Source organism: Methylorubrum podarium (genome assembly GCF_040270385.1).
Taxonomy (GTDB): domain Bacteria; phylum Pseudomonadota; class Alphaproteobacteria; order Rhizobiales; family Beijerinckiaceae; genus Methylobacterium; species Methylobacterium podarium.
The window spans coordinates 19,698-39,359 of the sequence record NZ_JBELQE010000017.1 but is presented as its reverse complement, the minus strand read 5'-3'; the positions used below and the strand labels follow the sequence as shown (position 1 = coordinate 39,359).

The 19,662-nt window shown below is 71.5% G+C and carries 22 protein-coding genes; 8 read left to right on the top strand and 14 right to left on the bottom strand.

Translation table 11 applies throughout. The features are described 5' to 3' along the window. Positions 1 to 66: 66 nt before the first annotated feature. From fliJ to ABS772_RS02215, 4 genes are all read left to right on the top strand, one after another. Positions 67 to 471 (top strand): flagellar export protein FliJ, encoded by a 405-nt coding sequence (gene fliJ / locus ABS772_RS02230; RefSeq protein WP_350391907.1) that lies wholly within the window; start codon positions 67 to 69, stop codon positions 469 to 471. Between the two features lie 259 nt (positions 472 to 730). Then, positions 731 to 1,264, top strand: a complete 534-nt coding sequence (locus ABS772_RS02225) for a hypothetical protein (protein ID WP_350391906.1) — start codon at positions 731 to 733, stop codon at positions 1,262 to 1,264. A 171-nt stretch (positions 1,265 to 1,435) separates the two neighbouring features. Beyond that, positions 1,436 to 2,488, top strand: coding sequence for a lysylphosphatidylglycerol synthase domain-containing protein (locus ABS772_RS02220; protein ID WP_238256624.1), 1,053 nt, complete (start codon positions 1,436 to 1,438; stop codon positions 2,486 to 2,488). Positions 2,489 to 2,721: 233 nt separating this feature from the next. Then, a complete protein-coding gene (locus tag ABS772_RS02215; protein WP_238256623.1) occupies positions 2,722 to 2,862 on the top strand; it encodes a hypothetical protein in 141 nt (46 codons plus the stop codon). A 317-nt stretch (positions 2,863 to 3,179) separates the two neighbouring features. Here ABS772_RS02215 and flhA read toward each other — a convergent pair whose 3' ends face one another. Next, positions 3,180 to 5,321 (bottom strand): flagellar biosynthesis protein FlhA, encoded by a 2,142-nt coding sequence (flhA, locus tag ABS772_RS02210; RefSeq protein ID WP_238256622.1) that lies wholly within the window; start codon positions 5,319 to 5,321, stop codon positions 3,180 to 3,182. Between the two features lie 178 nt (positions 5,322 to 5,499). Here flhA and ABS772_RS02205 point away from each other — a divergent pair, with 178 nt between their 5' ends. Together ABS772_RS02205 and ABS772_RS02200 are read left to right on the top strand one after the other, a co-directional pair. Continuing rightward, positions 5,500 to 5,805: a hypothetical protein gene (locus ABS772_RS02205; protein ID WP_350391905.1), complete on the top strand. Its 306-nt coding sequence runs from the start codon at positions 5,500 to 5,502 to the stop codon at positions 5,803 to 5,805. 38 nt (positions 5,806 to 5,843) lie between these two features. Next, a complete protein-coding gene (locus tag ABS772_RS02200) occupies positions 5,844 to 6,560 on the top strand; it encodes a hypothetical protein (RefSeq protein WP_350391904.1) in 717 nt (238 codons plus the stop codon). Between the two features lie 4 nt (positions 6,561 to 6,564). On the opposite strand, the gene ABS772_RS02195 is transcribed toward ABS772_RS02200, so the two are convergent. After that, positions 6,565 to 7,809 carry a capsule biosynthesis protein gene (locus tag ABS772_RS02195; RefSeq protein WP_238256619.1) on the bottom strand — a complete coding sequence of 415 codons (1,245 nt, stop codon included), beginning with the start codon at positions 7,807 to 7,809 and terminating at the stop codon, positions 6,565 to 6,567. Positions 7,810 to 7,969: 160 nt separating this feature from the next. Then, positions 7,970 to 8,623: an ABC transporter ATP-binding protein gene (locus ABS772_RS02190; protein ID WP_350391903.1), complete on the bottom strand. Its 654-nt coding sequence runs from the start codon at positions 8,621 to 8,623 to the stop codon at positions 7,970 to 7,972. 603 nt (positions 8,624 to 9,226) lie between these two features. On the opposite strand from ABS772_RS02190, the gene ABS772_RS02185 reads away from it, so the two are divergent. Beyond that, positions 9,227 to 9,523: a hypothetical protein gene (locus ABS772_RS02185; RefSeq protein WP_350391902.1), complete on the top strand. Its 297-nt coding sequence runs from the start codon at positions 9,227 to 9,229 to the stop codon at positions 9,521 to 9,523. On the opposite strand, the gene ABS772_RS02180 is transcribed toward ABS772_RS02185, so the two are convergent. The 6 genes from ABS772_RS02180 to ABS772_RS02155 all read right to left on the bottom strand — a co-directional run bounded on the left by ABS772_RS02180 (position 9,510) and on the right by ABS772_RS02155 (position 15,733). Further along, complete coding sequence (locus ABS772_RS02180; protein ID WP_350391901.1) at positions 9,510 to 11,831, bottom strand: Tex family protein; 2,322 nt, start codon at positions 11,829 to 11,831, stop codon at positions 9,510 to 9,512. The two genes, ABS772_RS02185 and ABS772_RS02180, sit on opposite strands and share 14 nt — an antisense overlap. A gap of 160 nt (positions 11,832 to 11,991) precedes the next feature. Next, entirely contained in the window at positions 11,992 to 13,545 is a 1,554-nt protein-coding gene (locus tag ABS772_RS02175; RefSeq protein ID WP_350391900.1) for a hypothetical protein, read from the bottom strand. Between the two features lie 2 nt (positions 13,546 to 13,547). Beyond that, on the bottom strand, positions 13,548 to 14,132 hold the full coding sequence (locus ABS772_RS02170; protein WP_350391899.1) for a hypothetical protein: 585 nt from the start codon (positions 14,130 to 14,132) through the stop codon (positions 13,548 to 13,550). Positions 14,133 to 14,203: 71 nt separating this feature from the next. Then, positions 14,204 to 14,467 (bottom strand): hypothetical protein, encoded by a 264-nt coding sequence (locus ABS772_RS02165; RefSeq protein WP_350391898.1) that lies wholly within the window; start codon positions 14,465 to 14,467, stop codon positions 14,204 to 14,206. Positions 14,468 to 14,534: 67 nt separating this feature from the next. Further along, a complete protein-coding gene (locus ABS772_RS02160) occupies positions 14,535 to 14,951 on the bottom strand; it encodes a hypothetical protein (protein WP_350391897.1) in 417 nt (138 codons plus the stop codon). A gap of 14 nt (positions 14,952 to 14,965) precedes the next feature. After that, positions 14,966 to 15,733, bottom strand: coding sequence for a hypothetical protein (locus ABS772_RS02155; protein ID WP_350391896.1), 768 nt, complete (start codon positions 15,731 to 15,733; stop codon positions 14,966 to 14,968). Between the two features lie 23 nt (positions 15,734 to 15,756). On the opposite strand from ABS772_RS02155, the gene ABS772_RS02150 reads away from it, so the two are divergent. After that, positions 15,757 to 15,906, top strand: a complete 150-nt coding sequence (locus ABS772_RS02150; protein ID WP_350391895.1) for a hypothetical protein — start codon at positions 15,757 to 15,759, stop codon at positions 15,904 to 15,906. Between the two features lie 29 nt (positions 15,907 to 15,935). Here ABS772_RS02150 and ABS772_RS02145 read toward each other — a convergent pair whose 3' ends face one another. From ABS772_RS02145 to ABS772_RS02125, 5 genes are all read right to left on the bottom strand, one after another. Further along, positions 15,936 to 16,937, bottom strand: a complete 1,002-nt coding sequence (locus tag ABS772_RS02145) for a hypothetical protein (RefSeq protein ID WP_350391894.1) — start codon at positions 16,935 to 16,937, stop codon at positions 15,936 to 15,938. A 52-nt stretch (positions 16,938 to 16,989) separates the two neighbouring features. Continuing rightward, positions 16,990 to 17,946: a hypothetical protein gene (locus ABS772_RS02140; protein WP_238256175.1), complete on the bottom strand. Its 957-nt coding sequence runs from the start codon at positions 17,944 to 17,946 to the stop codon at positions 16,990 to 16,992. Positions 17,947 to 17,996: 50 nt separating this feature from the next. Beyond that, the gene (locus ABS772_RS02135) at positions 17,997 to 18,836 is read right to left on the bottom strand and encodes an OmpA family protein (protein ID WP_350391893.1); all 840 of its coding nucleotides are present in this window, start codon (positions 18,834 to 18,836) and stop codon (positions 17,997 to 17,999) included. Between the two features lie 125 nt (positions 18,837 to 18,961). Continuing rightward, the gene (locus ABS772_RS02130; protein WP_350391892.1) at positions 18,962 to 19,387 is read right to left on the bottom strand and encodes a type II toxin-antitoxin system VapC family toxin; all 426 of its coding nucleotides are present in this window, start codon (positions 19,385 to 19,387) and stop codon (positions 18,962 to 18,964) included. Beyond that, positions 19,384 to 19,641, bottom strand: coding sequence for a FitA-like ribbon-helix-helix domain-containing protein (locus ABS772_RS02125; RefSeq protein ID WP_350391960.1), 258 nt, complete (start codon positions 19,639 to 19,641; stop codon positions 19,384 to 19,386). Before ABS772_RS02125 ends, ABS772_RS02130 begins: the two co-directional genes overlap by 4 nt. Positions 19,642 to 19,662 lie beyond the last annotated feature (21 nt).

Here is a 19,662-nt window from a genome sequence, read left to right as displayed (position 1 = left end):
CGGTCCGGAAGGATTGCCGCGCCGATCGAGCCGCTTTCCAGCGTAGCGTGGAGTGGATGGCCCGACATGAAATCGCGTGACACGCTGATCCGGCTGCGTCGGTTCCAGGTGGACGAGAAGCGCCGCCGGGTCGCCCAGATCGAGATGATGATGGCCGACTTCAACCGCATGGCGGCCGAGCTCGACCGCGAGGTCGCGCAGGAAGAGGCCCGCGCCGGCATCTCCGACCCGGCCCATTTCGCCTACCCGACCTACGCCCGCGCGGCCACCGGCCGCCGGGACAACATGCGCCAGTCGGCCGCCGCCCTGGAGGGTCAGCTCGCCGAGGCCAAGGCCGAGCTGGGCGAGGCGTTCGAGGAGCTGAAGAAAGTCGAGATCCTCGAGGATCGCGAGCGCTCCGCCGAGCGCGCGGTCGAGGCCGCCCGCGAGCAGGCCGAGATGGACGCGATCGGGCTGCGCGCCCGGGCCTGAGGCCCGTCGCCATCGACCGCTCGGATGGATCGGCCAGGGCGTCGCCGGCCGCAGGGCCGTGCGACGCGGGCGGGTCCGCGTCCTTCGTCCTCATCCGGCCTCGCGGCGCCGTGGGCCGGGATGCGCGCGGGGCGATCGCGGGGGTACGCCCCGGAGGGTGCCGCGGCCGCGCGGAACCGTGGCCGGTTCATGACGTTTTAACCTATGTCGTCTGCATCGGGGCGCGGTTCGGCGTTCCCTGCTTTCTCATAGGTGCGCCATGCGGCCCGGAACGCGTCTCCTGCTCGCAGCCCTGGCCGCCGGGGTGATCCCCTCGACGGCGATGTCGCAGAACGTCATCATCCTGGACGAGAATTCCGCTCAAGTTCCCGGGATCGATTCCGGCGAAATGGCCCCGGTCTCCGCACGGAACCTGGTCACGCCGGATGGCGTCGCCTACCGCGTCGACGTGTTCGGCTCGTCACCCGGATCCCGTGTCGTCGTCGCCCAGAACCTCGTCACACAGAACGGGACGGCGCCGATCCCCAACGTGAACGATTGCACCTTCATCCGCGATCCGATCGCCCTGCGCGATTGCATCAATCTGTACGAAGGGCAGCGGTTGGGGCCGGGCCCCCGGATCAGCAGCACGGTTCAGACGCAGCTGATCACCGACAAGGCGCTCATCGAGGCGGCGGGTCCGATCCCGGCATCGGGCCGGGTTCAATCCGGCCGATCGCAGGAGCGGGCGAGCCCGCCGAACCTGAGAGGGACCAACGCGGCCTATATCGATCAGGTCGCGCCGTCGCGGTAGGTCGCCGCGCCGTACCTCCCCAAATCGGTGCCGGCCGCCGTCCTTCGGCATGAAACCGTCATGATCGGGCGGCAAGACCCGGCCTCATCGAGACGGTCGCGTCTGTCCCGCTTGCGATGCGCGCGGTCGTGGCGCAGGAGAGACCGCTCCCGAGAGAGGCGGCCGGCATCCATGAAAAAAGTCAGCGAAATCGTTTGGGGCCTGATCGGCCTCGCCGCGGTGGCGGTGTCCTGCTACCTGCTCTGGGGCGAATTGAAGACCCTCTCCTGGGCGAGCATCGAGGCCGCGTTCGCCGCCATCCCGCTCCACCACTTCCTGCTCGCGGCTGTCTCCACCCTCATCGCCTACGCCGCGCTCGCCTGGTACGACCGGATCGCGCTGCTGCACCTGGGCGTGCGCCACATCTCGTGGCTGTTCGTGTCGGTCTGCTCGTTCACCACCTACGCCCTCTCCCACAATATCGGCGCCTCGGTCTTCTCGGGCGCCCTGGTCCGCTACCGGGCCTACACCTCGAAGGGGCTCTCCGCGGCCCAGGTCGCGGTGCTGGTGGCCCTGTGCTCCTTCACCTTCGGCCTCGGCACGATCCTGCTCGGCGGCTTCGTGCTGGTCTACGATCCGGGCCTGCTGTCGCGGCTCGACAACCTGCTGCCCGCGGCGCTCACCAACCCGGCGACCTCCCGGCTGGTCGGCTTCGGCCTCCTCGCCTTCGTGGCGCTCTACGTCGTCGGCTCGGTGCTGCGCTTCCGCCCGCTGACGATCCGCAACTTCAAGATCGAGTATCCGCGGCCCGGCATCATGGTGCGCCAGCTCATCGCGGCCCCGCTCGAACTGCTGGGTGCCGCCGGCATCATCTACTTCGCCCTGCCGGATGCCTTGAACCCCGGCTTCATCGCGGTGCTCGGCATCTTCCTCGCCTCCTTCTCCGTCGCGCTGGCCTCGCACGCGCCGGGTGGGCTCGGCGTGTTCGAGCTCGTGTTCTTCACCGCCATGCAACTCCAGACCGATGCCGAGAAGGCGCCGGTCCTCGCCGCGGTGCTGATCTTCCGCCTGTTCTACCTGCTCATCCCCTTCGCGGTGGCGATCGTCGTGGTGCTGCTGTTCGAGCGCTCGCGCCTGTCGAATGCCCTGGGCAAGGACGCCAAGGCGCCGCCGGAGCCGCCGCTGGTCGCGCCGGGCCTCGACAGCCACGTGATCGAGCAGCGGCTGGAGAAGAAGGCGGTCTGATCCGGCCCTCTCGAAAGCATGTGTTGCGGCGGTCGCCTCCCCCGAGGCGGCCGCCGCTCGCATTTCGGGGGACTCGGGCGTTCCCGGCACAATTCGTCGCAGTGACGGGCGGTGTGCCAATCCTTACGTCACGCCGCCTCAGTGGATGAATGGGACGCGCGGGGTTGCCGCCCCTTCAGGAACGGTTAAGCTTCGTCGGACGGGGGGGCCATCCTGGCCCCCGGATGGATATCATGGCTTCGATCAAGATTCGGGTTGCCGAGGATGGCACCTGCTCGATCTGCCGGAACGGCACGATCATCAGCAAAGGGCTCACGCGTTCACAGGCCGACCAGATGGTCGCCGTCCTGCGCGCCATCGAGGGGCACGCCTGATCAGGCCGCCGTTCCGAGACGACGTCCGACACACGATTCAGAGCCGAGCCCGCCCTTGCTGAGGGTGGGCTCGACTGTTTTCTGCGCGGTCCCGCGGCGCAGGTCATACGGTTTCCGGTTGGTTGGTTCGGTTCAACCCCCCCACCCCCGTCATCCCGGGGCCGCGCAGCGGAACCCGGGATCCACCCGAGATGCGCGGCTGAGCGTGGCATCACGGATGGATTGCACGCCTCCGGCGCGCCCCTTCGGGTCCGGGTTCGCCTTCGGCGCCCCGGAATGACGGGAAGCAGACCCGAAGGAATTCACCGGAAACCATCTTACACCGAGCCGACCGTCCGCAGGCGCGCGCGGGAGTGGATCTCCGCCTGGCTCATCACCGGGGTCTCGCGGCGGAAGCGCTCGATGATCGAGCGGACAAACGGCCGGGCCTGGACCGAGGTGACGAGCACGGGCATCTCGCCCATGCGGGCCGCCTGCTCGAACCGGTCGCGCACCGTGTTGACGAACTCGGTGAGCTTCGAGGGCTGCATCGCGAGGTAGCGCTCCTCCCGCTCGCCGACGATCGATTCGAGGAAGGCCTGCTCCCAGGCCGGCGACAGGGTGATGATCGGCAGCGTCCCGTCCGGCCCCTGGTACTGCGCGCAGATCTGCCGGCCGAGCCGGGCGCGGACATGCTCGACGATGTCGCGCGGGTTCTTCACGTGGCCGGCGACCTCGGCGATGCCCTCGACGATGGCGCCGAGATCGCGCACCGAGACCCTCTCGGCGAGCAGCAATTGCAGCACCCGCTGGATGCCGGTGGTGGCGATCTGCGAGGGCACGACTTCCTTGAGCAGCTCGGTGTGCTCCTTGGGCAGTTCGCGCAGGAGCTTCTGCACCTCGACATGGTTCAGGAGTTCCGAGACGTGCGCCTTGATGAGCTCGGTCAGGTGCGTCGAGATCACGGTGGCCGCATCGACCACGGTGTAGCCCTTGAGCTGGGCCTGATCGCGCAGCCCGGCATCGACCCAGGTCGCCGGCAGGCCGAAGGTCGGCTCCAGGAGGTGCTGCCCGGGGAGTTGCACCTGCCCGCCCATCGGGTCCATCGCCATGAACTGGCCGGGGAAGACCTGGCCGGTGCCGGCCTCGATCTCCTTGACCCGCACCACGTAGGTGTTGGCCTCGAGGCTCACGTTGTCGAGGATGCGCACCGAGGGCATCACGATGCCGAGTTCCGAGGCGAGCTGGCGGCGCAGGGCCTTGATCTGGTCGGTGAGCCGGTCCTGGCCCTCGCCGTTGACCAGCGCCAGGAGCGCGTAGCCCATCTCCAGCTTGAGGTCGTCGAGCTTGAGCAGGTCGGTGACGGTCTCCTCCGCCGGCGCCCCGCCGGGGGCGGCCGCGCCGGGGGTGCCCTCCGCCGCCTCGGGCGGGGTCTCGCGCTGCGTCTTGGCGATGCGCCACGCCGCGTAGCCGGAGGCGCCGCCGAGCGCGAGGAAGGGCAGCATCGGCATGCCGGGCAGGAGCGCGATCAGCAGCATGACGGCCGCCGACATGCCCAGCGCCTTCGGGTAGTTCGCCATCTGCTTGCCGAGCGCCTTGTCGGCCGAGCCCTTCACGCCGGCCTTCGAGACGAGGATGCCGGCCGCCGTCGAGACGATCAGGGCCGGCACCTGGCTCGCCAGCCCGTCGCCGATGGTGAGCAGGGTGTAGGTCTTGGCGGCCTCGGCGAAGCCGAGTCCCTGCTGGGCGACGCCGATGATGATGCCGCCGACCACGTTGATGCCGGTGATGAGGAGCGCCGCCACCGCGTCGCCGCGCACGAATTTCGACGCGCCGTCCATGGCGCCGAAGAACGAAGATTCCTCCTCGAGCGCCGAGCGCCGGGCTTTCGCCGCCTTCTCGTCGATCAGGCCGGCCGAGAGGTCGGCGTCGATCGCCATCTGCTTGCCGGGCATCGCGTCGAGGGTGAAGCGGGCGGCGACCTCGGCGATGCGGCCCGAGCCCTTGGTGATGACGACGAAGTTCACGATGATCAGGATCGCGAAGACGATGATCCCGATCACGAAGTTCCCGCCCATCACGAAGTGCCCGAAGGCCTCGATGACGTGGCCCGCCGCCGCCGTGCCCTCGTGGCCGTGGCCGAGGATCAGCCGGGTCGAGGCGAGGTTGAGCGCCAGCCGCAGCATGGTGGCGATGAGGAGCAGCGTCGGGAAGACGGTGAATTCGAGCGGGTTGTCGATGAACAGCCCGGTCATCATGATCAGAACCGACATGATGATCGAGACGGCGAGCAGGAGGTCGAGCAGCACCGCCGGCAGCGGGAAGATCAGCACCACGAGGATGCCCATCACCGCGGTGGCGAAGAACAGGTCCGAGCGCTTCGACAGCGCCTGCAGGCTCGCCCGGTTCGGCATGCGCAGGAACGACAGGCCGCCGAGCCCGCCTGCCCCCGCCGGTACGGCCCTCGCCGTCTCGCTCATCGCGCCGAATCCTCGAAGACGAATCGCGCGGCCCACCCGTGAGACCGCACCCGGCAGGATTTGCCGGGTGCAGGGTTAGCGAGGCGTTAACGCCGAGGCGCGGAACCTCGGCCGACGACAGGGCTTGGTCAGGCAACCGGTCCGGCGTCGGCGCCGGACGCCGCCGACGAGCCCTGTCATGCGCGTCCTGTCCCTTCTCATCCTCGCCCTGCTGGCGCCGGCCTCGGTCCGGGCCGCCCCGGAGCCCGAAGCACCGGCCGTCGCCCCTGCGGAGCGGGCCCACGGGGCGGTCGGGGCACGGCTCAAGCCGGGCGCCAACAGCTTCACCGCCGCGCAGGTGCGGGCACGATTTTCCGAGATGGGATTTCCCGACGTCGCCGACCTGCACCTCGACGAGCAGGGCATCTGGCGCGGACGCGCGGAGCATGCGGGCCGCACGCTGAGCGTCGGCATGGATTTCCGGGGCGAAGTCGCCGCCGAGTGAGGCCGGGCGACCGTTGAAGACAGACGAGAGGAACGACCATGGCAGCACGCGCCGTCACCGCCCTGTTCGACAGCCAGGAGGACGCCGCCCGCGTCATCGACCGCATCGAGGCGGCCGGCGTGCCGCAGGCGGAGATCAGCATCGTCTCCCTGAACAGCGCCGATCGGCCGGCCGGCTCCATGCCCCACGCGTCGGCCGGTGAGCCGGGGGCCGCGACGCCCGCAGCCGGCGGCGGGCACGAGAGTTCGGCGGCGGAAGGGGCCGGCGCGGGCGCGACGGTCGGCACCGTGCTCGGCGGCGGCGCGGGCCTGCTCGCGAGCCTGGGCCTCCTCGCCATCCCCGGCGCCGGTCCGGTGATCGCGGCGGGTTGGCTCGTCGCGGCCCTGTCGGGCGCGGGCGTCGGAGCGGCCGCGGGCGGCCTGATCGGCGCCCTGACCGGCGCGGGCCTGAGCGGGGCCGACGCCGAGACCTATGCCGAGGGAATCCGACGCGGCGGCACCCTCGTCACCGTGCGGGCCGACGGAGACGTCGCCGACCGCGTCATCGACCTGATGCAGCGCGGCGGAGCGATCGATCTCGACGAGCGTGCCGAGGGCTGGCGGGCGCAGGGCTGGACCGGCGGCACCACGGCGGCACCGCGCGCGACCGGAACACCGTCACCGGAGCCGGAGCCGGCCCTGGCGCCCGAGCCGGGCACCCCGGCCGATCCCACCGCCCCGCACCCGACCCGGCGTCCGCCCAGCGAGATCGCCTGACCGGTCAGCTGTAGAGGTACTTCCGGATCAAGACGCTGAGCCCGAACACCGCCATGGCCACCAGCGCGACGATGCTGGTGATCAGGTGCTTGCGCGGCTCGATCGCCGAGACGGGCACGACCGGGGCGACCACGGGGGTGAAGAACTCGATCTGGCGGTTGGCGACGATGCGCGCCTGCTCGCTCGCCGCCAGAACCTTGTTGTAATAGAGCAGCGCGTTCTTGCGCTCGTTCTCCAGCCCCTCGAACTCCGTCATCGCCTCCGACAGCAGGCGCCGCTGCTCCGGATCGGTGCTGGTCATCTGCCGCTCGATCTTCTCGATGTTGTCGTCGAGATCCTGGATCTGCGCCTTCAGATCCTGGATCGGGCGCCGGTCGGGCGCGAGGTCGCGCAGGCTCTGGTTGAGCTGGACCGAGAGGTCGATGCGCTTCTTGCGCAGTTCCGCGATGACCGTGAGGTTGTTCTTGTTAGCCGCCTGGGCGTCGAGGATGCCGGCGCGGTTGCGCAGGTCGCGCATGGCGCGCTGGACGGTGACGAGGCGCTCCTCGGCGTTCTTGAGCTCGCGGGTGCTCTCGGCCAGGGCGGCGTTGCGCGCCTTGAGGCTGAGCTCGTTCACCATGCGCTCGCTCTCGTCCATCAGGGCGCGGGCGAGCGTGTAGGATTCCTGCGGATCGAAGGCGGCGACCGTGAGGCTGATGATGCCGCCGTTGGAATCGACGTGGGTCGTCACGCGCTTGCGCCAGTAGCGCATGAACAGCTCGATCGGCTCGTCGGCGTCGAAGCGCGAGAGGAAATCGATGCCGTCGCGCGAGAACATCTCCCGGAGCGGCATCTGCCGTTCCATGGTCTCGATCATCTGCCGGCTGGAGATGTAGCTCATCGTGATCAGCGTGTCCTGAGCGATCATCTGCTTGGACAGGGAGCTGTTGTTGCCCGTCTCCTCGTTCTGCACCTTGTCGACGCTTCCGAGCGCCGGGCGCAGGGCGAAGCGCGCCTCGGTGACGTAGCGGTCCGAGGCGATGAGATAGAAGTAGCCGGCGGTCACCGCCGTCGGCAGCAGGAACAGGAGCAGGAAGAGGGCCGGGATCCACGGGTCGCGCCGGATATGCGTCTGGTAGGCGCGGATGCCCCGCTTGTGATCGGACTGGCGCGCGATGCGGGCGAATCGCTTGAGCGATTCCGCGACGGCGGTCGAGCGGTCGGCGGTGGTCAGCGGTGCGCCGCTCGGACTGCTGATCTCGGTGCTCATGGTGTCGGTGCTCGCACGCCCCAAGCGATCTGCCGCGCCGCGCCGGAAGGCGGCGGCGGATGGCAGCCTCTCGTCTCTGGCGCGGCCTCGCGGCGAAAGCGTGTCCGAGCCGCCCTCCGCGAGAGACCCGGCGATGTCCGGGCGACGGGGCGGCCGGATCTCAGCTGTTCAGGCGGCGATAGGCCGTGATCGCCTCGTCGACGTCGTCGTAGACCACCGCCTGCCCGTTGATCAGGATGAGGGCCTGGCTGCAATACTCGCGGATCTGTTCCATGCTGTGGGAGATCAGGATCACGTCCGCGGTCTCGCGCCGCTTGTTGAACACCTCCGCGCAGCGCTTCTGGAAGCGCGCGTCGCCCACCGAGAGCGTCTCGTCGATGAGGTAGGTGTCGAAGGGGATCGCCATGCTCATCCCGAAGGCGAGCCGCGACCCCATGCCGGAGGAATAGGTGCTGACCGGCATGTTCAGGTAGCTGCCGAGTTCGGAGAAATCCTCGACGAATTCGAGCACGCGCCGCGGATCCTCTCCATAGATCCGGGCGACGAAGATGACGTTGTCCCGCCCCGTCATCTTCGTGTTGAAGCCGCCCGCGAAGCCCAGGGGCCAGGAGACGCGAAGTTTCCGGGAGATGCGGCCCCGGGTCGGTTCCTCGACGCCGGCGATGAGCTTCATCGTGGTCGATTTGCCGGCGCCGTTGATCCCCATGATGCCGTAGCTGATGCCCGGCTTCAGGGTGAAGTTCACCCGGTCGAGGATGGTGCGGCGCCGACCGTAGGTGGAATAGACCTTGGTGACGTTCTCGAAGCGGATCACGGTTCGATAGCTCCGCCGGCGAACGACGCGGGCCGGCCCGCGAAAACGGAGGCGCGGGCGGATGAAAGCCGCGCCCTGAGGCGGGCAGGAAGCCGGGAAAAGCGGCGATTCTGGGGAGGCCGGGACGGTGTCCGGCCGCGCGACGCCGTTCCGGTCGTCGGAGGTGCCGGGTCAGCTCCGTCGAGGCGAGGCGCTACCGCCGCTTCGACGGGTGCGTTGCCTTACCGGCGCGACGCGCACGGCGCGCGTGATCCCGGTCGATGGCCGGTCGCACGTCGAGCCGTGCCATCGCCGGCCGATTCCACTCACGCAACCACCGGACGACCGTTGGAGCCGCGTCGGTGCCAAGCGGATTACTCTCTATGATCGCGGAACATTCGCAATTCATCAGAGATCATCGCGGCATATTACGTAGAATAAGGCGGGCTCATTGCATGTTCATAAGAATGAGCGTGGTGTTCCACGTGTTCAGGATCACGCCCGCTCGAGAGAGGTCGGCATTCCTGGCGGAGGGCCACGGATTCAATCACTAATTCGTACCTCAGGTTGATAAATTGACGAATTTGGCCCCTTCTAGGTTTGGCAACGGCGAGGGAGCAGGCATTGAACCCGGATCTGATCGACTCACGTGAAGAGGCTCTGGCGCTCGTCGACGCCGACCTGATCACGGCCGGCGATTATGTCGTGCTGTGCCGGTTCAAGGGCTGGAGTCCCACCGGCGATCCGGCCCCTCGTGCGTCGACCGAGCCGAACGGTCGGGACACGAAGTTCCACCGCGAGGGCGCCGACGCCCTGCGGCGGCCGGCTCAACGTCCGGCCGCGGTCGTGGAGATCTCCCGCCGCGAACGGTCTCGCCCCCCGCACGGGCAGGTTGCCGGCCTGTCGATCAGGAACGCTTAGGCGACGGGACGCCGGCCCGTCGCAGCGCGTCGGCGAGCGCGCCCTCCTGCGGCGGGGCCGCGGAGGCCGGGCGCCGGGGCTGCGCCTCGGTGCGGGGAGCGCCCCCGCGCGGCGCCGATGACGTGGCTCCCTCGATGGGGTCGTCGAGACGCAGCGAGAGCGAGATGCGCTTGCGCGGCCCATCGACGGCGAGCACCAGCACGCGCACCACGTCGCCGGTCTTCACCACCTCGGAGGGCGAGGCGATCCGCTTGCGGGCCATCGCCGAGATGTGGACGAGCCCGTCCTGATGGACGCCGATATCGACGAAGGCGCCGAAGGCGGCGACGTTGGTGACGACGCCCTCCAGCTGCATTCCGGGCTTGAGGTCGCCGATCGTCTCGACCCCCTCCTGGAAGCTCGCCGTCTTGAAGGCCGGGCGGGGATCGCGGCCCGGCTTCTCCAGCTCGGCGAGGATGTCGCGGACCGTCGGCACGCCGAAGCGCGCGTCGGCGAAGGCGGCGGGCGAGAGCTGGCGCAGGGCCGCTTCATTGCCGATCAGCACGCGGATGTCGCTCTTGGTCGCCTCCAGGATGCGCCGGACGACCGGATAGGCTTCCGGGTGGACGCCGGAGCGGTCGAGCGGGTCCTCGCCATCGGGGATGCGCAGGAAGCCCGCCGCCAGCTCGAAGGTCTTGGCCCCTAAGCCCGGCACCTTCTTCAGCCCGGCGCGGGTGCGGAACGGGCCGTTGGCGTCGCGGTGGGCGACGATCTTGTCCGCCACCGCCGGGCCGAGGCCCGAGACCTGGGCGAGCAGGGGGCCCGACGCCGTGTTCACATCGACGCCCACCGCGTTCACCGCGTCCTCCACCACCGCTTCGAGGGAGCGCGACAGCTTCTGCTCGGTGACGTCGTGCTGGTACTGGCCGACGCCGATGGATTTCGGATCGATCTTCACCAGTTCCGCCAGCGGATCCTGCAGGCGCCGGGCGATCGAGACGGCGCCGCGATGCGACACGTCGAGATCCGGCAGTTCGCGGGTGGCGATGGCCGAGGCCGAGTAGACCGAGGCGCCGGCTTCCGAGACCGTGACCTTGGCCATCTTCAGATCGGGGTTGGCGGATAGGATGTCCGTCGCGAGCCGGTCGGTCTCGCGCGAGGCGGTGCCGTTGCCGATCGCGATGAGCTCGACGCCGTGCTGGCGGCAGAGCCGGGAGAGCGAGGCCACCGCCTCCTTCCAGCGCCGCTGCGGCTCGTGCGGATAGGTGGTCTCGACCGCCACCACCTTGCCGGTGCGGTCCACCACCGCCGCCTTCACGCCGTTGCGGTAGCCGGGATCGAGCCCGAGGGTCGCCCGTCCGCCCGCGGGGGCGGCGAGCAGCAGGTCCTTGAGGTTGCCGGCGAACACCTTCACCGCCGCCTCCTCCGCCCGCTCGAACAGGCGCGCGCGCAGATCCGCCTTGATCCCGGTGCGGAGCTTGGTGCGCCACGCGGTGCGCACGACATCGAGCAGCCACGGATCCGCCGGCCGGCCGCGGGCGGCGACGCCGAAGCGGCGACAGACCGCGAGTTCGAACGGCCCCGGCACGCCGGGTGCGGACTCCTCGCCCTCGGCGGTGAAGGCAAGGTCGAGCACCTCCTCCTTCTCACCGCGGAACAGCGCCAGCACCCGGTGCGAGGGCATGCGCTCCAGGCGCTCGCGCCAGTCGAAATAGTCGGAAAACTTCTGGCCCGCGGCTTCCTTGCCCTTGCGCACCGTCGACACCGCCGAGCCGCCGCGCCAGAAGTCCTCGCGCAGGCGGCCGATCAGGTCGGCATCCTCGGCGAACCGCTCGATCAGGATCGCCTTGGCGCCCTCCAGGGCCGCCTCGGCGGACTCGACGCCCTTGCCCGCATCCACGAAGCCCTGCGCCGCCCGCTCCGGCACCGTCTCCGGCCGCGCGAGCAGGGTCTCGGCCAGCGGCGCGAGCCCCGCCTCGCGGGCGGTCTGCGCCTTGCTGCGGCGCTTCGGCCGGAACGGCAGGTAGATGTCCTCCAGCCGCGCCTTGGTGTCGGCGGCGGCGATGGCGGCGGAAAGTTCCGGCGTCAGCTTGCCCTGGGCGCGGATGCTCTCGGTGACGCTCGCACGCCGGTCGCGCAGCTCGCGCAGGTAGCCGAGCCGCTCCTCCAGGCCGCGGAGCTGCGCGTCGTCCAGGGAGCCGGTCGCCTCCTTGCGGTAGCGGGCGATGAACGGGACGGTGTAGCCGCCGTCGAGCAGGTCCACGGCCGCGGCCACCTGCCCCTCGCGCACGCCGAGTTCCTCGGCGATCAGCAGGTTCACGCTCTTCACGGGATGCGCCCTCGTTCGGGGTGGCGGGGAAGGTCGAAGCGGCCGTCCTTCTCCGATCGGGCTCTCCGGTGCAAGCGGCTCGGAGCGCCTCACGGACCGGCCGATCACCGACGACGTCCCGTCGGCCGCGACGGCGCAGCGGGAGTTTTGCGAGAGACGCTCAGTCCTCGGAGCTGAAGACGCTGTCGCCCACGAAGATCATGTCGCGATCAACTTCGGGCGGTTCCTTCTGCGAGCTGTAGGCGAAGAACAGCCGCCGGCTGCGCCCGTCCGCGCCGGTCAGAGTGAGGGTGTGCCGGTCGAGGCGGTACTGGCCGCCCTCGGGCGCGCGGCGCCGGCCCATCGCCGTGCCGACGCCGGTGCTCGCCCCGGAATTGACCGCGCCGACCGAGCCGCCGCGCCCGTAGCGGCCGTCCGCCTTGAAGTCATAGCGGCTCTCGATGGCGATCGCGACGTCGCCGCCCACGGCGCTGTTGCCGCCGCCGGACAGGCGCCGGTAGGAGCGTGCCACGCTCTCGCCGGACGCGGCCGGGAAGGCCCGGAAGAAACTGCCGTCGCCGAGCTTGTAGTTGCTCGCGGCGCCCCGCGCATTCGTGAGCACGAAGCCGCCGCCCGCGCGCGTCCAGCGGCCGAAGCGCCGGGGTTGGGCCGCCCGCTCGGCGGCGAGATCGACGTCTTCGAGCGCCGTGTCGCCGATCTCGTACGTGGTGCCGTCCTGCAGGAAGATCAGCGGCTCGAAGTCGATCGTCAACATGCCGCCGACGCCGACGCCCGTGGTGGCACGGAAATACACGCCTTCGACCGCGTCCCAGTTGGCGGCGTGGCGCGGCGGAGCCGAGGCGTCCGGACCCGCTCCGGCGGAGGGCGGCAGTGCCGGCGGGGTATCGGCGGCGGGCGGAGCCGCGTCCGGCGAGGGCCGTGGCGGGAGCGCGGGCGAGGGCCGGGTGCCCGCCTGCCCCTTCGCCACCAGTCCGTCCTCGGTCAGCGCCAGCGCCTGGAGCTTCGCGGCGGGGATGAACTCGTTCGAGAGGGTGGCGAGGAAGCGCGGCAGGACGCCGAGCTGCCGCGCCGCCTGCCAGCCCGCGTGGTGGAGCACCGAGCGCAGCTTGACCTGCTCGGCGAAGGCGGCCCGGCTCGCCGGCTGCGACAGCGGCGGCTTGGCCGCCATCGGCATCACGAACCGGCGGCGGATCGCCCGGAGCGCCGCGGGGTTCGGCTCCGCCGTGGCGTCGTTGGCGACCATCCATTGCAGGGCGATGAAGGCGGTGAGCACGTCCCCGCCATCCTCGGGATCGAGGCCGGTGCCGTCGAGGAAGCCGCGGAAGATCGCGTCGTAATCGTGCTTCGCGAGTTCCCGGCCGGCCTCGGCCGCCGCGATCGGGTTGGTCGCGCGCAGGCTCTGCAGATGCCGCTCCACCGTCGCCCGGCGTAGGTCGGGGGTGGAGACGAAGGGCAAGCGGCTGTCCGGCTCGCCGAGATCCGCTTCCCGCGATGTCGGGGCGGTCTCGCGCAGCGACCGGTCGTCGATCCCGGGCCCGACCGCCTGCGCCTGCCGCTGCGGCAACGCTCCGGGAATGCCTGTCCCGAGATCCTTCGCGGCGGCTTGAGCCGCCAGCAGCAGGAGCGCGCCGGCGAGGCAGGTCCTCGTGCCGGATCGGGAGGTCGGCCGCCGCAGCGGCGCGCGGGCAGGGACGGCGGGGCGGTCGAGGCGCATGGTCAATCTCGTGTCCGCTGCGGCCCGCAGGCGGAGAGGGGCAGGCGGGCGAGGAGGAAGACGCGGTTCTGCGCGTCCGGCGGCACGAAGCGGCCCTTCGTCCGGCACGCCGCATCCGGGCTAAAGCCGGGCTCGGCGACCACCGGCTGGGCGACGCGCGAGGCCGCGTCGTCGTTGACGATCCTGAGCCGGCCGTCGGGCTGGAGATCGACGGCGAAATCGCCCGCGCAGCTCGCGCCGCGCCCACAGCGGCGGATGCGCCCGCCAGCCTCGGCACAGCCGATCTCGCCCTCGGCCCGTCCGCCGTCGGCGAAGTCGATGCGCAGCGTCAGGTCCAGTTCCGGATCGACCCGGCCGGCCTGCGGACGCATCGCGATCAGGCCGCGGGACGAGCCGGAAAGGTGGATCGCGGTCACGACCTGCCCCGGGTGACGGGCGAGGTGATCCGCGTCGTAGCGGCGGCCGTAGCAGGCACCCGCCGCCGGGAAGGCGCGCTCGGCGACGAAACCGCTGCCCTCGGCGCGGGCGCCGCCCGCGAGGACGGACAGCAGGGCGAGAGCCGCCAGGGAGCGGGCGCGGTGCGACATCGATGGGCCTTCCTGCCTCGAGGGACGGGGCTTGCGCGAAATCCTGTGCGAAGCGGGCGCGAGCGGAGCCGTCACGACAGCCACGCGGCGAAGAGCGCCCGCAGGCCGATCCCGAGCCAGATCACGACCGTCAGCAGCATGAAGGGCAGGAGCAGGATGACCAGCCAGCCCATCATCATCAGGGTGTAGAGCAGGCCGCCGATATCGATGCCGGCGACGAGGCAGGGATGCGCGCTTCCCTCGTCCACCCGGCAGCCGGTGAGGTGGGACAGCCCGAATCCGAGCGCGAACAGCAGGGCCGGCGTCCAGACCAGGGCGGTCACCGCGAGCATCATGCGCCGGCCCCCTCGCGGCGGTCGCGGCCGGTCCGGTCTTCGTCCGTCCATGGTGCCTCCGCGCGGCTCACAGGGTGAAGCTCGCGACCCAGACCCGCCGCCAGCCGGGCTCGGCCGGGGCGACCACGACCTTCACCGCCCGCCGCCCCGAGACCAGCGTCTGCCCGCCGCTGCTCCCCTCCGGCGGAGACGCGATCCAGCCCTCGAAGGCCGTGCCGAGGGCGCCCAGCCCCGGATCGGCGCCCGCCGCGAGACCGTCCGGCACGAGGCGGGCGGCGAAGGCGTCGGCCTCCGCCCTCGGCGCGTCGAGCCGCAGCAGCACCAGCCGGTCGATGCCGGCCTCGGTGAAGACCCGCAGGTCGCGGCGGCCGGGCGGCAGCGGCGCTTCGAGGAACGCCTCGACGGCCTCGGCGCTCATCGTCGTCGGAGCCGGAGTGCAGGCCGCGAGCGCCACTGCGGCGGCGAGGAGGGCGCGCCGGGTCATGCGTCCGCACCCCGTCACGATTCTCGCCGGTAGACGCCGCGGAAGGTGACGTTCATGCCGCCGCAGGCGAGGTTGTCTTCCACCACGAGCCAGGGGCCGAGGCGCCGCAGCCAGACCTTGCAATCGTATTCCCCGCCCTTCGCGACCGGCAGGGTGCCGTTCTCGCCCACGGCGAAGCTGGCGCCGTCGCCCTCGGGCGCGACCGTGCCGGAGATCTCGCCGAGATGGATGCCGCCGCGCTTCACCCGCTCGGGATCGCCCGCGCCCCAGGTCGCGTCGCCGGTGATGGACAGCGTGCCGGGCTTGTCTCCCGGCTTCACCCGGATGCGCCCCTCCGCCTGGGTCCAGGTGCCGAGCCAATCGTCCGGCGCGACCGGGGCCGGCGCCTCGGCCGCCACCGCCTCGGCCGGGAGCCAGCCGGTTCGCGCCAGGTCGCCCTTCGCCCCGCGATAGCTCGCGCAGACATAGCTGCCGCGGCGCGCCCCGAGGATCACGGGATCGCCGGTCACCAGATAGGCCCGCTCGCGGCATTCCGCGCCCGCGTCGGGACAGCCGGTCTGCGCGAGCCCGTCCTTGACGAAGGCGGTGCGGTCGGCCGCGACGACGCGCCCGAAGCCGAGAGCCGGTCCCTCGGAGAGCGCGGGCGTGCGGCGGCACTCGTTCTTCGCGGGCGCCTCCCGGTCCTGGGCCTGGGCGGCTCCCGCGGCGGCAGCGAGGATCGCCAGCAGGATCGGGCCGCGTGACCCGCGGCGCGACCGGGGGCTAGGATGGGGATGGGTCACGCAGGCGCTCTCGGTCTCAAACGATGCGAACGGGAATCAGGCGGCGGATCGTGGTGGCGCTGATGCTCGCCGTTCTGGCGAGCGCGGCCGGCTGGCGGCTGCGGGACGTCCTCGCGCAGGATGCCTGCCTCGATGCGGGCGGCGCGTGGCGGGAGGGCGCCTGCCGACACTGACGGCCGGGATGCGGGCGACACACGACGCGTCAGCGCATCGCGACCGAGGCGGCGACGCGCTCGGCGCGGGCAAGCGCGTCGGCCCGGCCGGCATCGGCGAAGCCGATTACCCGCAGATACCGGCCTTCCTCGAACACCGTCGTCTGGGTCATCCCGAGCGCGCGTCCGTTCTTCGTGTCGGTGCCGGTGCCGCGCAGGCGCACCACGACGGCGTCGCCGCGGGTGCTGCGCTCCTCGCCGGTGATCGCGACGTCCTTCAGATCCTTCTGCGCGGCGAAGATCCGGCGGGCATAGGCGACTTCCCCGCCCGCCGGCACGGGCACCTGCCCCAGCGACGGCGTGACGATCACCACCGGCTGCTCGCGCTCGGGATCGACGTCCTTCGGCCCCTCGGTCAGGAGCAGGCCGTTGCCGGCGAAGACCCCCGTCGGGCGGAACCCGGCGGTGTCGCCGACGGTGTAGGGCAGCGCCGCGACCTGATCGGCGAGGCTCGCCTTGGCCCGGAACGCGATCGTGCGGAGCGCCGCCTCGACGGTCGGGGCCGGCACCTGCTTGGCCGCCGCCTCCGGCACCTGCACGGTGACGAGGCCGGTTCCGGAGGCGCCGCGCACCACGGCGACCCACTTGGCGTAGGTGAGGCCGTTGGCGCCCTGCGTCCCGCGCAGGACGAACCCTTCGCCGCCCGCCGTGCTCAGCGGCTCGGGTCCGCCCTTCACCCGGAAGCCGGACGGCGCCATCGCCTCGGCGGTGAACTTCCCGTTGATCTGATCCCAGGCCTCCGGCGGCATCTCCACCAGCACGATCGAGGCGCCGGAGCGGTGCTCGAAGCCCGCGAAGCTCGTGGCCGGCTTCATGCCGGCCGGCGGGGCGAGGCCGAGCGATCCGGCGCGCGGGAAGACGGGCTCGGCCGCGAGTGCCGGAGCGGCGGAGGCGAGCAGCCCGGCGAGCAGGCCGCGCAGAGCCCACCGGCCGGAAGCGAGGCGAGCCAGACCTCGGGCAAGCGGGCCGCGCAGCGGGTTGCGATCGGTCATCGGGGGTCTCCGAAGGCTGGTGCGGACGGTCGTCGTGGGGTTCGGGGGCCGGTCAGCGGGTGGCGACGCGGCTGACGACGAAGGTGTTGCCGGAGAACTGCACCTGTCCCGGCGCGCTCATGTGCTCCAGCATCAGGCGCAGGTTGCGGCCGAGCCGCGCCGAGTCGGAGCGGGTCTCGTACCAGTACTCGGCGCTGGCGCCGCCTGAGCGCACCGGGCGGTGGTGCTCGTAGCAGCGGAAGGCGGCCATGTACTCCTCCGCCGCCTGCACCTCCTGCGGCGAGAAGCCGTTGAGGCGCACGACGTAGGCCGTGGGCAGGCCGCCGCAGGATTCGCCGCCGGCTACCGCGGCGGGCGGAGGCTCGGCGCCGGGCAGGGCGTTCGGAAGCGGGTTCGGGGACGCGCCGGCATCGGCGCCGCGGCGGGGCGCGATCACGCCGTCGAGCTTGGCCGTGAGCGCGCTCGCCACGTCGGCGGCGATGCTTTTGGCCTCGGCGCCGACCCGTTCGAGCAGGCATTCCCGGTCGCAGCCCTGGGGCAGGGGCGGAAGCTGCAGCCCCGCCACCTCGAAGGCGCCGAGCGACTGCCCGGTGCGCACGTTGAGGAGCCGGCCGGGGATGCGCACCTCCGGCCGCACGATGTCGGAATAGGCCGATTTCGAGGCCGAGGCGTAGACCTGGAACACCGCCACCACGTCGAGCGGCGGGTTCTGGACCGCCCGGGCGACCTCGATCAGCTCCGCGTCGCGGCGGCGGACCCGGTTGGCCTGGGTGATCCCCATCGCCACCGCCGTCTCGTCGTAGACGTTGTAGCCGCGCAGGTTCATCGTCTCGGAGAGTTCGGTGATCACCCGCTGGAAGATGCGGTTGCCGCGGGGCACGGAATCCTCGTCGGCGTCCTCGCCCATCACCACGATATTGGGCCGGGTCTGCGCTTGAACCGGCGCGGCAAGGCCGAGGAGGGAGCCGCCGATCAGGGCGAGCGTGGCGAGCGTTCGGGTGCGCAGCATCGGGATCATCCTGTCTGTCGGTTCGTGTGCCGGCGTTTGTGTCGCGGAGTTCACTCGGAGCAGGGCAGCGGCGTCGGGGCCACGCCGAAATCGTCGAGGTCGAGCGGGACCTGGCGGCGGGGATCGCCGAGCGCGTCGTTCCCGCAGGTCTGCTCGGAGGCGGGCAGGATGAAGCGCAGGGCGCCGCTCCGCGCGGGCGCGATCAGGCTGACTTCGACCCGCCGGTTGATCCGCGCGAAGGGCTGGGACGGGTCCTTGGGGCGGACCGGCCCCCAGCCGTGGATGCGCAGGCGGCGCGGATCGATGCCGTAGGTCTCGACGAGATGCGCCTTCACCGCCCGGGCGCGGGCGAGCGACAGGCGGCGGTTGTAGCCGAGACCGCCCGCGGCATCGGTGTGCCCGGCAATCAGGAAGCCGTGGCCGGACAGCTCGCGGGCCTGCAGCGCCTGCCCCAGCGGCTCGAGCTGGATGCGCGCCTCCGGCGTCAGGCGGGCGCTGTCGTAGGCGAAGAACACGGTGAGATCGACCGAGCGGGCGGGATCGACCCGCAGACTCGGGCCGCCGTCGGCGGGGGAGACCGCGACCGGCGCGGCGGGGCGGCCCGGATTGCCGTCGGCGAAGGGGGCGAGGGAACGGATGATCGCGTTGGCGGACGGGTTCACCGCGCCGGCCTCGTCCCGCTCGGCGGCCTCGTCGCGGGCCGGCGGCGCCTCCGCCTCGGCGGCGGGCGGCCGCGCGCCCGGCACTTCGGTGAGCGGGTTGGCACGGGCCGGTGCGAGGGCGAGGAGGACGCCCGCCGCCAGCATCACGCCGACACGCGGGCGCCATGCCGAGGCCGTTCCCCCCGTGCGGCGCGCAATGCGCTCGGCTGCCTGCTCGATTGCCCCCATGGCCTCCGTCTCCGTCTCACGGGCCTTGCCGCGGCCCCTTCCCCTCATCCCTGGACCTCGCAGTGCGGCTTTCGCCGCCTGCCCATGAAAAAAATCGTTCGCGATACCGATCTCCGGTGCCCCGCTTACCCCGCGGCTCGCCACGGATTGACGACGCCGACCCCGGCGGCCTCGAACGGGCCCGTATCGCGCGTGGCGACCGCGAAGCCCCGGACCGCGGCGGCGGCGGCGATGGTGCCGTCCGCCATACCGATAGCCTTCCCGGCGGCGCGGGCGCGCGCCATGAAGTCGGCGTAGTGGCGCGAGGCGTCGAGGTCGAACGGCAGAACGCGGCCGGTGAAGGCGGGAAGCACCTCGCGCTCCAGCCGGTCCCGGAAGATCTCCCGCCGCCTGCCCGGCGGCATCATGGCCGTGCCGAAGCGGAGTTCGGCGACGGTGACGGCGGTGAGGTAGAGGGTCTCGATCGCCTGCGCGTCGACCCAGGCCAGCACGGAGGAGTCGGGCGAAGCCCGCAACAGCTCGGACAGGACGGTGGTATCGAGGACGATCACTCGAACCGGATCGGTTCGGCCGGTTGCCGGTCGCGAAGCCGGTCGAAGGCGTCCGCTTCCGCCTCGGTCAGACCGCCGGCCTCGCGGGCGATGGAGGACAGGAGGGGGCCGAGCTTCATCCGACCGGCCGGCTTGGCCGCCTGCTCCAGGATGGCGCGGATCTCGGCCTCGGTGCTGCGTCCGTGCTGCGCGGCGCGGATGCGCAGGGCGCGATGCACCTCGTCGGGCACGTTGCGGATGGTGATCGAGGCCAGCGGCTGCACTCCGCTCGAACG